Here is a 15,250-nt window from a genome sequence, read left to right on the forward strand (position 1 = left end):
CGGTGGGGAGACCGGGGCGCCAGTTGCGGGCGGCGCCCCTTGCATTACGCGGCGCGGCGAAGGGTTTCGGTCAGCGACTCGATGCTGGCGGCCTTGGGTTTGACCAGCCAGAACTTGCCGATGTAATCGCGGAACTCATCCATGATCTGCTGCGCCCAGATGCTGCCGGTCAGCTCGCGATGACGGCCGATCAGACGGTGCAGGTGCTGGCGGTAGTTCTCGAAGCCCTCGGCGGACACGCGATGGATGTCGATCAGCTCGTGGTTGTAGCGATCAACGAAATCGCGGTCCACATCCAGCACGTAGGCCAGGCCGCCGGTGAAGCCAGCACCGAAGTTGAGGCCGACCTTGCCCAGCACCAGCACCACGCCGTCGGTCATGTACTCGCAGCAGTGATCGCCTGCGCCTTCCACCACCGCCAGTGCGCCGGAGTTGCGCACGGCGAAACGTTCACCGGCACGGCCGGCGGCGAACAGCTCGCCTCCCGTGGCGCCGTACAGGCAGGTGTTGCCGATGATGGCGGTGCTGCGTGCCTCGAAGCGTGCGCCACGCGGCGGGCGCACTACCAGGCGGCCACCGGCCATGCCCTTGCCGACGTAGTCGTTGGCTTCACCTTCCACTTCCAGGTGCAGGCCGCCGACGTTGAAGGCGCCGAAGCTCTGCCCGGCGCTGCCACGGAAGCGCAGCTCCAGCGGCGATTCTGCCATGCCCTGGTTGCCGTGAGCGCGCGCCACGGCGCCGGCCAGGCGGGTGCCGATGCTGCGGTCGGTGTTGTGGATCAGGAAGCGATGTTCGCCGCCACGCTTGTGCTCGATGGCCTCGGCCAGCAGGCCGTCCATCTGCGTCGCCAGGCTGTCCGGTGATTCGTACAGGCGCTGTGCGGCGCAGTGGCTGCCCGGGTAACTGGCGTCGGCCAGCAGCCGCGACAGATCCACGCGCACGTCTTCGCGAGGTGAGACCTCAAGCTGGCGCAGCAGGTCGGTACGGCCGACGATCTCCTGCAGTGAGCGTGCACCCAGCACCGACAGCCAGCCGCGTACTTCCTCGGCCAGCAGGCGGAAGAAGTTCTCCACGCGCTCGGGCTGGCCGGTGAAGTGGTTCTCGCGCAGGCGCTCGTCCTGGGTGGCCACGCCGGTGGCGCAGTTGTTGAGGTGGCAGATGCGCAGGTACTTGCAGCCCAGCACGATCATCGGCGCGGTGCCGAAGCCGAAGCTGTCCGCACCCAGCAGCGCCGCCTTGACCACGTCCAGGCCGGTCTTCAGGCCGCCGTCGGTCTGCAGCAGGGTGCGCCCGCGCAGGTCGTTGGCCACCAATGCCTGGTGCGCCTCGGCGATGCCCAGTTCCCACGGCACGCCGGCATAGCGGATCGAACTGACCGGCGACGCACCGGTGCCGCCGTCGTGGCCGGAAATGGTGATGAGGTCGGCACCGGCCTTGACCACGCCGGCAGCGATCGTGCCTACACCGGCATGGCTGACCAGCTTCACCGACACCAGCGCGGTCGGGTTGACCTGCTTGAGGTCATAGATCAGCTGCGCCAGGTCTTCGATGGAGTAGATGTCGTGGTGCGGCGGCGGCGAGATCAGGCCGATGCCGGGCTTGGCATAGCGCAGCCGCGCGATCAGTTCATTGACCTTGTGTCCGGGCAGCTGACCGCCTTCGCCGGGCTTGGCGCCCTGGGCGACCTTGATCTGCAGCACTTCGGCATTCACCAGGTATTCGGCGGTGACGCCGAAGCGGCCCGAGGCCACCTGCTTGATCTTGCTGCGCTTGTCGGTGCCATAGCGCGCCGGGTCTTCGCCACCTTCGCCGGAATTGCTGCGGCCGCCGAGGCGGTTCATCGCAATCGCCAGCGCTTCATGCGCCTCGGGCGAGAGCGCGCCGAGACTGATCGCTGCGGTATCGAAGCGCGGGAACAGATCGCTGGCCGGTGCGACGTCGTCCAATGGTGTCGGCGTCGCCGCCGGCACCAGCTGCAGCAGATCGCGCAGCGCCGAGGGTGGCCGCGCATGCACGGCATCGCAGTACTGCTGCCACGCACGCGGGTCACCGCTGCGCGCCGCGCGCTGCAGGGTGGTCACCACGTCCGGGTTGTACATGTGGTATTCGCCGCCGTGCACATACTTCAGCAGGCCGCCGACATCCACGCCCTGCTGTGCATCCCAAGCCTGCGCGCACAGTTCACGCGCGTCGGCATCCAGGCGAGCGAAGCCGGCGCCGCCGATGCGCGAGGCGGTATCGGGGAAGCACAGGTCGACGACCTCCGGCTCCAGGCCGATGATCTCGAACAGCTGCGCACCGCGATAGCTGGCCACGGTGCAGATGCCCATCTTCGAGATGATCTTCGACAGGCCCTTGTAGATGCCCTTGCGGTAGCGGCGGCCGATCTGCGACTGCTCGCCGCCCTTGCTGAGCTTGAGGATGCCGCGACGACCCAGGTCGAACAGGGTCTGGTAGGCCAGGTACGGGTACACCGCCGTGGCACCGAAGCCGAGCAGGCAGGCCATGTGGTGCGCGTCGCGCGCGGTGCCGGTCTCGACGATCAGGTTGACGTCGCAGCGCAGGCCCAGGCGTGACAGGTGGTGGTGGACCGCACTGGTGGCCAGCAGTGCATGCACCATCGGCCGCCCGGCCACCGGGTAGCGGTCGGACAGCAGCAGCATCACCATGCCATCGCGCGCGGCCTGTTCGGCTTCGGCGCAGATGCGCTCGATGCCTGCACGCAGGCCTTCCTCTTCGCTGTAGGACAGATCGAGCAGGCGGTTGGCCTGTACGTACTGGTCCATCTTCAGCAGCTGGCGCAGCTTGCGCTGGCTCAGCACCGGCGAATTGAGGATGACGTGGTTCACCGTCTCCGGGCCGGCATGGAAGATGTTGGTCTCCTTGCCGAGCTGGGTGGACAGGGACATCGCGCAGTCTTCGCGCAGCGGGTCGATCGGCGGGTTGGTGACCTGCGCGAAGGCCTGGCGGAAGTAGTCGTACAGCGGACGGCTGCGCTGGCTGAGCACGGCCATCGGCGTGTCATCGCCCATCGAGCCGGTGGCTTCCTGTTCGGTCTCGGCCAGCGGCCGCAGCACCTGCTCCACTTCCTCGCTGCTGAGCTGATACAGCTTGTGGTAACTGCGCAGGGTGCTTTCGTCGAACGGCTCTTCCACCAGCGACGGATCGATCAGTTCGGTCTGCAGATAGGTGACGCCCTGCTGCAGCCACTGCTTGTACGGTGCACGGCCGCGGTTGATGCGATCGATGGCTTCTGAATCGAGCAGGTCACCGCGCTTGAGGTCGATGGCGATCATCTCGCCCGGGCCGAGCTTGCCCTTGCGCACCACGCGCTCGGTCGGGACTTCCCAGACGCCCGCTTCGGAAGCTACCAGGAAGTGGCGATCGGCAGTCAGCATCCAGCGCGCCGGACGCAGGCCATTGCGGTCGAGGGTACACACGGCGTAGCGGCTGTCGCAGGCGACGATGCCGGCCGGGCCGTCCCACGGTTCGCTGTTGAGGCCGTGGAATTCGTAGAACGCGGCCAGGTCCGGGTCCTTGAATTCCAGCGACTGCGTGGCCGGCGGTACCAGGATGCGCAGTGCCTGGATCAGTTCCATGCCAGCGGACACCATCAGTTCCAGCATGTTGTCCAGACTCTGCGAATCCGAGCCATGCATGGAGATGACCGGGTCGAATTCGCCGATGTCGAAGCGTGGCGTCTTCCACACCTTGCTGCGCGCCTGCGCCCAGCGGCGGTTGCCTTCGATGGTGTTGATCTCGCCATTGTGGGCGAGCATCCGGAACGGGTGTGCCAGCGGCCAGCGCGGCAGCGTATTGGTGGAGAAGCGCTGATGGAACACGATGGCGCTGGAGGCCAGTTCACGACGCTGCAGGTCCGGGAAGAAACGGCTGAGCTTGTCCGGCAGCACCATGCCCTTGTAGCTGATGGCGTTGGGGCTGAGCGTGGTGACGTAGTAGTCGGCGTGCGCGCGCAGCAGCTGTTCGCTGCGGCGACGGGCCAGGAACAGGGCCAGGCCGAAGCCGGCGTCATCCTGACCGACGCCGGCATCGACGAACACCTGTTCGATGCGCGGCAGGGTATCGCGCGCCAGTTGCCCACAGACGCTGTCGTCGGTCGGCACCTCGCGCCAGCCGGCCACCTTGCAGCCGACCGCCTCGATCTGCTGCTGCAGCTGTGTGCGGCAGGCCTGCGCGGCGTCGGCATCGTGCGGCAGGAACACCAGGCCGGCAGTGAAGCGCGCGCCGACGGCGATGCCCGCTTCGCTGGCCAGCAGTTTCAGGAAGGCATCGGGGCGGCGCAGCAACAGGCCGCAGCCATCACCGGTCAGGCCGTCGGCGGCGACACCACCACGGTGGGTCATCCGCGAAAGCGCGGCGATTGCGGTATCGACCAACAGGCGCGAAGGCTGGTCGTCGAGCTGGGCGACCATGCCAAATCCACAGGCATCGCGCTCGGAGCGCGGGTCGTAAAGCCCTTGGCGGTTGCGGGGGGCCATCTCTACCTCGATGCAGATTGAAATGAACGGGGACACTCCTGCCCGCTCAATCCCTGGAGCGCATCGTGAGGCCACCGGATGCCTCGACTAGATCACAGGTTGCTGCAACGCCGCAATACACGGTTGCAGCCGCAACCAAAGCGCCGGCAAACGCTTGCCGGCGCGGGATGGGTCAGCCGCAGCGGACGCCGCTGACCACGTCCTTTGCGTCCACCTCGATGTTCAGGCGGTCGCCCACGAACTCCATCGTGGTGACGTCATTGGGGTGCAGTACGCGCAGCTGGGTCGCGGCGGAGTCTTCCTGGGCCTGCTTGCCCAGCGCATCGGTGTAGGCCTGGCCGACCAGGCTCTGCACCTGGCTGGCGTCGCAGTTGCCGACCGGCGGTGCTTCGGTGGCCTTGCCGGCTTCGTCGGCCGGAGCCTTGGCAGCCTCGGCGGCCTGCTGTGCGTGGGCGGTGGCCGAGTCCTGCTCATCCAGCGACGGCGCCTGGCAGGCGGTCAGGGCCAGCACGGCCGGCAGCAGCAGGGCGGAGAGGGAACGGGCGCGGATCGGGAACGACATCATGACTCCGGAATGGAAGGGAAGGTGAAAGGCCGAGCATAGCGGCGAACCCACCCTCACGTGTTTGTCTTGCGTTATTGACGTGGCCGCGCCGCGCCGCTCGGCAGACTGACGGCATGCCAGCCACCCCTACACCCGAACGCCAGGCCGCGCGCGCCGCCGGCCTGCGCTACGTCGATGACACACAGCCCGGTTTCAGCCGCGTCCGCGCTGGCAAAGGCTTCTCCTATCGCGATGCCGACGGTCATGCCATACGCGATGCCGCCACACTGCAGCGCATCCGCTCGCTGGCCGTGCCCCCGGCCTACACCGCCGTGTGGATCTGCGCCCATGCCAACGGCCATCTGCAGGCCACCGGCCGCGACGCACGGGGGCGCAAGCAATACCGCTACCACTCCGACTGGGCGGCGGTGCGTGATGCCGGCAAGTTCGACCGCATCATCGCCTTCGGCCAAGCGTTGCCGGCGCTGCGACGGCGCCTCGGCCGCGACCTCAAGCGCAGTGGCTTCCCACGCGAGAAGGTGCTGGCGGTGGTGGTCGCGCTGCTCGCCGACACGCTGGTGCGGGTGGGCAACGAGACCTATGCGCAGGAGAACAAGTCGTACGGCCTGACAACGCTGCGCAACCGTCACCTGGACCTGCTTCGGGGTGGCCGGGTGCGCATGCGCTTCCGTGGCAAGTCCGGCCAGTTGCATGAGGTGACGGTGGGCGACCGTCGGCTGGGCGCGCTGGTGCGCAGCGTGCAGCAGCTGCCCGGGCAGGCCCTGTTCCAGTACCGCGACGACGCGGGCGAGGTGCAGCCGGTGGACTCCGGCGCGGTGAACGACTACCTCCGCGAAGTGATGGGCGAAGACTTCACCGCCAAGGACTTCCGCACCTGGGGCGGAACGCTGGCCGCCGTGCAGACCTTCGCCGCCACCGAGCTGCCAGAACCGGCAAGCCAGCGCGCGCTGGCCAAGGCGCAGCGCGAAGTGGTGTGCCAAGTGGCGGCACGGCTGGGCAATACCCCTGCGGTATGCCGCAAGGCCTATATCGACCCGTGCGTGTTCGCCGGGTGGGAGCGCGGTGAGCTGGCCTCGCTGGCGGGCCTGCGCGGCCCGCGGCAGTGGGAACAGGCGACACTGAAGGTCCTGCGCCGCGCCCGGCGGCTCAGCCGCAAGGCAACTCAGCCGCAATAGATCGCGGTGATGTTGTTGGTGCGGCCCTTTTCGATGGTCAGGCGCTCACCGCCTTCGCTGGCTGGCGGCACGCGCGGACCGTCGTGACGCAGCACCTGCACGTGCAGGCTGTCGCTGTCGACGCGGGCGCGCTCGACGGTGGCATCCGATGCTGCCAGGCCGACCGCGCCGCGCACCATGTCGGAATGGCACTGACCGGAAATCACGCCATCGATGGGCTGGATCTGGGCGACTGGGCTGCTGCTGCAGGCGGCGAGAGCGAAGCAGACGGCGGCGGTGGCAATGGCATGTTTCATGGGGGAGTTCCTCGTGTTGTGGCCTGCAGGGTGCGACGACAGGCGTGGTGGCGGAATGAATGCCGTGCACGCGATGGACACGGCGCGCTCACTGCCGCCAACAGCCTGCGTGGAGACACTGCACGAGCGGCGCACGCCGCCCCCGGTACTGCGGCGCACGCGCCCCGGTAGTGCCGGCCGCTGGCCGGCAACCCTAATCCCCCCGAGGAGACCTGCATGGCCACCACCAGGAAGACCCCCGCCCGCCGCAAGGCATCGCCGAAGGTGCGCAAAGGCACCCAGGCCGCGCCAGCCGCCGCCGAAGCCACCACGTCCGAGCGTCCGCGCGTGGTGAAGACCGCGACCCGCAAGGCCGCCGCTTCCGATCCGCGCGCGGCACGTGTCGCAGCGCGGCAGCGGCGCCTGCAGGATCAGGAAAAAGCGAAGGACGTACGCGCAGCAAAGAAGTCAACGAAAAAGCCGACAAAGAAGACCGCCACCCAGGCTGGCCCACGCCGTCAGCCGGAGACGATGCCGGCGCAGCAACTGGCCAAGCCCGGCCATGAGCACGCGCTGGAACTGGCACCGCGCTTCCTGGCACCGGACTACGTCGGCAGCGGCAAGCTGCAGGGCATGCGCGCGATCATTACCGGTGGTGATTCCGGCATCGGCCGCGCGGTGGCGGTGCTGTTCGCCCGCGAAGGCGCCGACGTTGCCGTGCTGCATCTGGATGAAGCCAAGGATGCCGAGCTCACTCGTCAGCACGTGGAGAAGGAGGGTGGCCGCTGCGTGGTGATCGCCGGCGACGTGCGCGACCCGCGCTTCTGCAACAAGGCCGTGAAACAGGTGGCCAAGGCCTTCGGTGGCATCGACATCCTGGTCAACAATGCGGCGTTCCAGCTGCACTGCGAACGGTTGGAAGACCTGGAAGATGCACACCTGCAGGAAACCCTGCAGACCAACATCGGCGGCTACATCCAGATGGCGCGCGCTGTGCTGCCGCATCTGGGCGAGGGCGCCAGCATCATCAACACCGGTTCGGAAACCGGCCTGTTCGGCAGTAAGGCACTGATCGATTACTCGGCCACCAAGGGTGCGATCCATGCGTTCACCAAGGCGCTGGCCAGCCAGCTGTTGCCACGCGGCATCCGGGTCAACTGCGTGGCGCCGGGCCCGGTGTGGACGCCGTTGAATCCCGCCGACAAGCAGGCGAAGGACGTGGCCGAGTTCGGCAAGGACAGCGACATGGGCCGGCCGGCACAGCCGGAAGAATTGTCGCCGGCCTATGTGTTTTTGGCCTCACCGGCCTGCGCCAGCTACATCAGCGGGGTGATTCTGCCGGTGATGGGCGGGCCGCGCGGTTAGCGCGCGGCAGAATAGAAACCGGCAATCCGCGGGATGAACTGCTGCGGATTGGCGCCGACCAGATTGGTCAGCACGACAACGGCGAGGTCGCGCTCGGGATAGACGATGAAGGCCGAGCGCGCACCGCCCATGCCACCCACCTGCAGGTCGGGCGCGGTGTTGAACACCGGCCAGCCTGCGGCCCAGTCGCCGGTGCTGCCATCGTTGAGGCGCTCGCCCGTCCACATCTGCTGCATCGCGCGCTGCTCCAGCAGGCGACCATCCTGCAATGCAACCAACCAGCGCGCAGTGTCATCGGCCGTGGTGAGGATGCCGCCACCGGCCCACAGGCTGGGCGGCATGTCGTAGAACCAGTGCGACAGCCGTGGCGTCGCATCCTTCGCATCGGTTGCGCGTGGCAGGTAGCTGTACATCGTCGCCGCATCCGGAATCAGGTCGTAGCTGTCGCCAAACGTGGTGCGTGCCATGCGCGCGGTGGAGAACTGGCGGGTGGCCAGGAAGCGTTCGTAGGGCATGCCGGATTGCTGCGCGATGATCCGCGCCAGCAGCACGTAGTTGGTCTGGTTGTACTGGAAGCGCTCGCCCGCCGCAGCCTCTGCCGGCAGCGCACTGACTGCCTGCCATGCCGCCTGTTCCGAGCCACCGCCCAGCAGTCCTTCTGCATCGAGAATGTCGGGCAGGCCGGAGGTGTGGGCGAGCAGCTGGCGCACGCGTACCGCGCCCCAGCTCACGGGCAGGTCTTCCAGATAGCGCGAGACCGGCGCGTCGAGATCCACCTGTCCGTCCTGTGCCAGCTGCGCCATGGCGACGCCGGTGAAGGATTTGCTGGCCGAGTTGAGCGGGAACCGCGTGCTGCGGGTAGCGACCACGCCGTTCTCGACGTTGGCCAGCCCGTAGGTTTCCGACAGCACCACCTGGCCATCCTTGACCACGGCGAGCTGCAGGCCCGGGATGCGCTGTTCCTGCATGGTCTGGCGGATGAAACGGCGGGTCTGGTCGTTGGCCTGGTCCTGGTTGGCGGAGACGGCGGCGAAGGGCAGCAGGCTGATGATCATGAGCAGGGTTGGTAGCGTCTGGCGAGGCATGCGGGATCCCGGAGGGCAGGAAGATCGGCGGCGATGACGGCTGCCGCAGGGGACAGGACATGGGTCGGATGCGCGCCAGGAGCAAAAGGTTTAAGCCGGCCGCGCGCCCTACCGTTCGTCGGCCCATGACTTCCGGGGGGTTGACTACAGGTGTCGTCATGGCAACAGTAGCGACACGTGTAGTCAATGGAGTGTTGTCATGCGTGGCAAGACCATCGGGGACCAGGAACTGGCCCTGCTGCAGTATGTGGATGAGCAGGCACCGGCCAGCGTCGGCGAGGTCGCCAGCGGCTATGGCGAACCGCGCGGACTGGCCCGCTCCACCGTGTTGACGATGATGGAGCGCCTGCGTGCCAAGGGTTACCTGCAGCGCCGGCAGCAGCAGGGCGTCTACCGCTACCAGCCCACCCGTGGCCCGGAGAGCGTGCTGCAGGGCGCCGTCGCCCAGTTCGTCGACAACACCCTGCAGGGCTCGGTCTCGCCGTTCGTGGCGTACCTGTCGCAGCGGCAGAAGGTCAGCGACAACGAACTGGCCGAACTGGAAGCGCTGGTGGCCGAACTGCAATCGCGTCGCCAGGAGGACTGAGCCATGGATACCTCGATGTTGATTCCGATGCTGGAGCGGCTGGGCTGGACCAGCCTGCAGACCGTGTTGCTGGTGGCGCTGGTGTACCTGCTGTGCCGCACGCTGCCGACGCTGTCGGCGGCCACCCGTTGCCGCTTGTGGTGGCTGGTGTCGCTGCAGGCCGTAGTCGGCCTGTTGTGGAGCCAGCCGCTGCAGCTGGCCTGGCTGCCCGCACCCGATGCGGTGGCAATGACGACCGTGGATCTTGCCGCGGACGCGATGTATACGATGGCACCGGAGGCATCGGCGCACCTGCTGGCGAACACGCCGATGGGCGATATCGGCAGCACGCCGGTGGCCTGGTGGGCATTGGCACTGGCTGCGCTGTGGATGTCCGGCGTACTGCTGATGGCGCTGCGGACCTTCGGCGAATGGCGCCGTTGCCGCGCGCTGCTGGCTGCGTCGTATCCGTGCGAGGACCAAGCGCTGGTGCAGGCGCTGCAGCTGGCCTCTGATGCGCACGGCCTGCGCAGCGCGCCGCGCCTGTGGATGAGCGACCAGGTCGACGCGCCGCAGCTGGTCGGGCCGTTCCGTCCGGTGCTGCTGCTGCCGGCGGGAATGAACGCGCTGCAGGGCGATGCGCTGGATCTGGCGCTGACCCACGAACTGCAGCACCTGCAGCGTCGTGACCTGCAATGGGGACTGCTGCCGGCCCTGGCCCAGCACCTGTTCTTTTTCCATCCACTGTTGCGCCTGGCCGTGCGCGAATATGCCCAGGCCCGCGAGGAAGCGGTGGATGCGGCCGTGGTCGGCCAGCATGGTGCCAGCCGCCATGCCTATGGCCGCCTGTTGCTGCAGCTGGGTGTGGAGCCGCAGCCGCACCTCGGCGTGGCCAGCGCAGCGCCCAGCACCACCAGCCTCAAGCGCCGCCTGCTCTCGCTGCAGTCGCATCGGGCGTGCCCGCGCCTGCTGGCCGTTGGCTTGACCCTGGTGGTGTTGGCCGTGGGTGTGGCGCCGATGCGCCTGGTGGCCGCGCCGGTCCCGCCCGCGCCGCCGGCACCGCCGCGCGCTGTGACTGCGCCGCCGCCGCCCGCAGCACCCCCGGCACCGGCAGCGCCGCCTGCCGCAGCGGTACCGGCAGAGCCGGCCGACTGGGCCGAGCCGGCAGAACCCGCCGAGCCTGAGGAACCTGCCGACGTCAATGAAGACGAGGAGCAGGACGCAGGCACCCATGCGCACTCGCAGACCACCATCGTCACCCATGGCCAGCTGAATCTGGGTACGCCGCCACAGCAGGCCTTCGTCCTCGTTGATCACGGCCAGGCGTTCGCCAATGCCGGCATGGACGATGTGATGCAGGCGCGCAGCCGGCTTGGTGACGGCCCCGCCCTATGGTTCCGCCAGGGCGACAAGCGCTACGTCGTGCGCGATCCGATGCTGATCCAGTCGTTGCAGCGTGCCTATGCCGGCGCTGTCGACCTGAGCCGCCAGCAGAGTGAACTGGGGCGCCAGCAGAGTGTGCTGGGTCGTCAGCAGGGCCAGCTCGGCCGCGAGCAGGGCGAGCTGGGCAGGCTGCAGGGCGAAGAGGCGCGTGAAATCGCCCTCGCCGCCGCACGGGCTGCACGCAGTGCGATCAACGATCGCGACATCAATCGCGAAGCGGCAGCCGAAGCGGCGCGGGCTACACGCGGCGCGGTGGATGATGCGGCGATTGCACGCAAGGCTGCGGCCGAAGCACAGCGCGCATCACAGGTTGCCCGCAACCAGGCGCTGCAGTCCGAGCGTAGCCGCGAGATGAGCCGACTCGCCAGCCAGCAGGCCGCGCTGGGAAGCCAGCAGGCGGCACTGGGCAGTCAACAGGCCGCGTTGGGTGAGCGTCAGGCACGGCTGCAGGCACAGGCAGCGAAGCAGGCAGAGCAGGTCATCGCGCGTGCGCTGGCCAGCGGCAAGGCCGAGCGGCTCTGACAGAGCGGAGCGCCGGGCCATGCCCGGCGCCCGCAGCGGCGCGTATGCGAATGGAATCCGCCGGGCAGGGCCCGGCGCTACCCCATCAACCGCAGCTGGCGCGTTCGATACGGTTCTGCGCGTCCACCTGCACGGTCACCCGGTCCTGGCGGAAGTCCATGGTCACCGCCATCCCCGGTTTGACCACGCGTGCGTTGCGCGCGCCACTGTCGGCCACCAGCTTCTTGATCGTCGCTTCGTCGGCGGTCTTGCCGGTGAATGCGTCCAGCGCCTCGGGGCGGCACTCCTGCGGACCATCGGACACCTTGGCTGGCAGGCTGCCGGCATCGGCGGAGGCGTTGCCACCGGCATGGCTGCAGGCGGCCAGCGGCAGGATGGCCGCAAGCAGCAACAGGGGGGATCGACGCATGGCAGTACTCCTGGGTGGTGTTCAGTAGCGGCAGTGTCGCCGAGCCCTGTGTCAGTGATGTCAACGCGGCCTGGATCCGCCCTCTCCGTTCATCCGCTTACCAGCGCCAGGGTCTCCCGTTCGCGCTGCTCTTCCCGCACCAACCGCTGCAGCAGCAGGGCCAGGGTCACCACGTCCTGGTGGTTGTGGTCGGCCACCCGGCGCAGATTCACCGCATCACCGCCACGCAGGTAACGCAGCCATGCGGCGGGGGCTTCCGAGCCGGGCAGGTCATCTTCGCGCACCACGCGCAGCAGTTGCCGCTCGATGGTGGACAGCTTGCAGTTCTCCCACGTACCGCGGTAACGGCGGCGAGTGGGATACAGCAGGTCGACATGGTCCAGCGCGGTGATGGGATCGGCCTGGCGGGCCAGCCGATAGCGTGTCTTCAGCAGTGGGGCATCGTAGCTGCGGCCGTTGTAGCTGCAGAACACGGTATGCGGCTGCAGCCAGCTGGCGAAAGCGGCCAGCATCTCCTCCTCGGCAGCCATCGTCGACATCAGCAGCTGGCGGATGCGCAGGCCTTCGCCACGCTGCGGGCACACATGCCAGTCGGCGGCGCCGATCATGAAGGCGCGGGTGCCGGTGCCGCCGGCCAGGCCGGTGGTCTCGGTATCGAAGAACAGCAGGTCGCGCGCAGCCACGTGCTCACCCTCGCGCTTGGCGAAGGCCAGCGACAGCGGCATGGCGGGAATCGGCTGCGGCAGCAGTGACTCGATCAGGAACAGGCCGGGCGCAATCTCGTTGCCGGGCAGTTGGCGATCTTGCGCGCTGGCGCGTGCCGGCGCAGGGCCACCCCGCGAGCGCATGCCGAGCAGGCGATGCAGGCTGCCGACCTCGGGCCGTCGCAGTGTTGCCGGCGCAGGCGTGGCCGTGCCGGTCGGCTTGTGGCGGATCTCCTGTTCCACCCAGGCAAACACCGAACGCTCGGCCGGTGGCTGCCGCGCATCGTTGGCGGCCATCAGTGCCGGCGGCGTCTGCTGCGTCGGCGCGGCAGGCGTGGCTGCTTTCGGGTCACCCGCCTGCTTGCGAAGCAGCCGCAGCTTGTCCAGGCTCAGGCTCATGGGGCGATCAGCTCCATCGGGTCGCGCGTGCTCACCACCACATCGGCCACCTGCTGGCAGGCCTGCGCATCGAACAGGTCGAGCACGCGCAGCGCCAGCGCACGCGGCGAGGTTTCATCCTGTTCCTGCGCGGCCAGCACCGGACCGACGCAGGCCGGGCAACCCGCCTTGCAGTCGCAGCGCTGTACCAGTTCGCGCGCGCGCTGCACCAGCTCGGCCTGGCGCTGCCACAGCGGCTCGCTCAGGCCGACGCCACCGGGGAAGTTGTCGTACAGGTATACGGTCGGCACGAATTCCTGCAGCAGTTCCACCGCGCCAGGCTCGCCATCGCTGCCCCGCAGCTGGCCGCGCCCGCTCTGGTCGGCAATCGCGATCCAGGTGCCATCGCCGTTGCCCACCGACTTCTGCAGGTCGCGCGCATCGGCCATCACCGCCACCGTGGCTACGATGTGCAGTGCATAGGCGGCGCCGAGGAACCCATCCAGCGCATCCTGCTTGCTGGCGAAGGCGCGCAGCAGCAGCGCCTGCGGCAGCTGCCACCACACCGCGGTGGTGTGCAGTTCCTGGTCGGGCAGGTTGACCGGGCCGTAGCCGATGTTCTCGTGGGTGTAGTAGCGGATCTTCTTGTAACCGGCCACGCGGCGCACCACGTGCACTTCGCCATGGTGCGAATCACCACGGCCGGCCACGCCGCCATCGAAACGGTCCAGCACCTTGAGCTTGGTGAAGTCGATGCTGTCGGTGTAGTAGTCCACGTGGGTGCGGGTGACGTAGGCCTTGCGGCCTTCCCAGTCCAGCGTTTCCACCTGGTAGGGCGTGGACTGCACCATGTGGATGGCGCCTTCGTACAGGGTCAGCGCGGCAGCGGAGTAGTCCACTTCGGCGATGATCTGCTGGCGGCCATCGCTGCGGTCGACCACCACGAAGTTGCCATCGGCCACCGCGCGCAGGCTGACCGCGTTGGCCGGATAGCTGTCGGCGATCCACTCCCAGCGTTCGCCTTCGCGGTGGATGACCTCGGTTTCGGCCAGTGCTTCCAGGAACACTTCAGGATCGATCGGGCCGAAGCCATGGCCGACCCGGAACGGCAGTTCGAACGCTGCGCAGCGGATGTGATCGAACAGGATCAACGGCTGGTCGGGCGCGATGCGTGCGTGTTCCGGCGACGCCTCGGCGAAGAAGTCCGGATGGCGCACCACGTACTGGTCCAGTGGCTGCGAACTGGCCACCATCACTCCGAGCGCGGGCTGCTGGCGGCGTCCGGCGCGGCCGAAGCGTTGCCAGGTGGCAGCCACGCTGCCGGGGTAACCGTTGAGGATCACCACGTCCAGGCTGCCGATATCCACGCCCAGTTCCAGCGCCGAGGTGCTGACGATGCCGTCGATGTTGCCGGCACGCATCGCACGCTCGGTCTCGCGGCGCTCGGTGGGCAGGTAGCCGCCGCGGTAGGCGCGGATGCGTGGTGGCTTGCGCGGATCGTGATCGAAGATGTCCTTCAGGTACTTGGTCAGCACCTCCACCATCAGCCGGGTCTGCGCGAACACCAGCGTCTTCAGCCCGGATTTGATCGCGATGCGGGCGATGCGGTTGCTCTGCGAGCGCGCCGAGGCACGCAGGCCCAGGTCGGGGTTGATCACCGGCGGATTCCACAGCAGCACCTGCTTCGGCCCGCTGGGTGCACCGGATTCGGTGATGGCGGTGACCGGTGCTTCGATCAGCGCCTCGGCATGCGCCTGCGGGTTGCCGATGGTGGCCGAGCACAGGATGAACTGCGGTTGCACCCCGTAGAACGCGCAGATGCGCTTGAGCCGGCGCAGCACGTTGGTGACATGGCTGCCGAACACGCCGCGATAGGTGTGTACTTCGTCGATGACGATGTAGCGCAGGTTCTCGAAGAACTGCGCCCACTTGGTGTGATGCGGCAGGATCGCCTGGTGCAGCATGTCCGGGTTGGAGACCACGATGTCGCCATGCAGGCGGATCGCCTGCCGCGCGTCGCCGGGGGTGTCGCCGTCGAAGGTGAAGGCCTTCACCCCGAGGTCGCCGGCGCGGTTGAGCTCCAGCAATTCGGCCACCTGGTCCTGCGCCAGTGCCTTGGTGGGGAACAGGTACAGCGCCTTGGCCTTGTCCTGCATGGCAGCGCTGACCACCGGCAGGGTGTAGCACAGCGACTTGCCGCTGGCGGTGGGGGTAACGATGGCGACGTGGTCGCCACGCTGGCTGGCCTCCCATGCCTCGGCCTGG

11 protein-coding genes are annotated in these 15,250 nt (G+C 68.0%); 4 read left to right on the forward strand and 7 right to left on the reverse strand.

Annotated features, from left to right (window positions below; translation table 11 throughout):
- Nucleotides 1-44 precede the first annotated feature (44 nt).
- On the reverse strand, nucleotides 45-4,499 hold the full coding sequence (gltB, locus tag DBR20_RS09555) for a glutamate synthase large subunit (RefSeq protein WP_108266012.1): 4,455 nt from the start codon (nucleotides 4,497-4,499) through the stop codon (nucleotides 45-47).
- 172 nt (nucleotides 4,500-4,671) lie between these two features.
- On the reverse strand, nucleotides 4,672-5,061 hold the full coding sequence (locus DBR20_RS09560) for an I78 family peptidase inhibitor (protein ID WP_100461760.1): 390 nt from the start codon (nucleotides 5,059-5,061) through the stop codon (nucleotides 4,672-4,674).
- 116 nt (nucleotides 5,062-5,177) lie between these two features.
- Between DBR20_RS09560 and DBR20_RS09565 the strand changes: the two genes are divergently transcribed.
- On the forward strand, nucleotides 5,178-6,239 hold the full coding sequence (locus DBR20_RS09565) for a DNA topoisomerase IB (RefSeq protein WP_108266013.1): 1,062 nt from the start codon (nucleotides 5,178-5,180) through the stop codon (nucleotides 6,237-6,239).
- On the opposite strand, the gene DBR20_RS09570 is transcribed toward DBR20_RS09565, so the two are convergent.
- Entirely contained in the window at nucleotides 6,227-6,535 is a 309-nt protein-coding gene (locus DBR20_RS09570) for a hypothetical protein (protein ID WP_100461762.1), read from the reverse strand. The two genes, DBR20_RS09565 and DBR20_RS09570, sit on opposite strands and share 13 nt — an antisense overlap.
- 216 nt (nucleotides 6,536-6,751) lie before the next feature.
- On the opposite strand from DBR20_RS09570, the gene DBR20_RS09575 reads away from it, so the two are divergent.
- The gene (locus DBR20_RS09575; protein WP_108266014.1) at nucleotides 6,752-7,879 is read left to right on the forward strand and encodes an SDR family oxidoreductase; all 1,128 of its coding nucleotides are present in this window, start codon (nucleotides 6,752-6,754) and stop codon (nucleotides 7,877-7,879) included.
- Here DBR20_RS09575 and DBR20_RS09580 read toward each other — a convergent pair.
- The gene (locus tag DBR20_RS09580) at nucleotides 7,876-8,934 is read right to left on the reverse strand and encodes a serine hydrolase domain-containing protein (RefSeq protein WP_108266015.1); all 1,059 of its coding nucleotides are present in this window, start codon (nucleotides 8,932-8,934) and stop codon (nucleotides 7,876-7,878) included. The genes DBR20_RS09575 and DBR20_RS09580 overlap by 4 nt on opposite strands.
- 229 nt (nucleotides 8,935-9,163) lie before the next feature.
- Here DBR20_RS09580 and DBR20_RS09585 point away from each other — a divergent pair, with 229 nt between their 5' ends.
- On the forward strand, nucleotides 9,164-9,550 hold the full coding sequence (locus tag DBR20_RS09585; protein WP_025876036.1) for a BlaI/MecI/CopY family transcriptional regulator: 387 nt from the start codon (nucleotides 9,164-9,166) through the stop codon (nucleotides 9,548-9,550).
- Between the two features lie 3 nt (nucleotides 9,551-9,553).
- Nucleotides 9,554-11,494: a M56 family metallopeptidase gene (locus DBR20_RS09590; RefSeq protein ID WP_108266016.1), complete on the forward strand. Its 1,941-nt coding sequence runs from the start codon at nucleotides 9,554-9,556 to the stop codon at nucleotides 11,492-11,494.
- A gap of 85 nt (nucleotides 11,495-11,579) precedes the next feature.
- Here the strand turns inward: DBR20_RS09590 and DBR20_RS09595 are convergent, their stop codons facing one another.
- From DBR20_RS09595 to DBR20_RS09605, 3 genes are all read right to left on the reverse strand, one after another.
- A complete protein-coding gene (locus DBR20_RS09595; RefSeq protein WP_025876032.1) occupies nucleotides 11,580-11,903 on the reverse strand; it encodes an I78 family peptidase inhibitor in 324 nt (107 codons plus the stop codon).
- 89 nt (nucleotides 11,904-11,992) lie between these two features.
- Nucleotides 11,993-13,006: a ribonuclease H-like domain-containing protein gene (locus DBR20_RS09600; protein ID WP_108266017.1), complete on the reverse strand. Its 1,014-nt coding sequence runs from the start codon at nucleotides 13,004-13,006 to the stop codon at nucleotides 11,993-11,995.
- Nucleotides 13,003-15,250 (reverse strand): DEAD/DEAH box helicase (locus DBR20_RS09605; protein WP_108266018.1); only part of this gene is annotated, 2,248 nt, incomplete at its 5' end. The genes DBR20_RS09600 and DBR20_RS09605, both read right to left, overlap by 4 nt.

This window comes from Stenotrophomonas sp. HMWF023, from assembly GCF_003060985.1.
Lineage (GTDB): Bacteria > Pseudomonadota > Gammaproteobacteria > Xanthomonadales > Xanthomonadaceae > Stenotrophomonas > Stenotrophomonas lactitubi.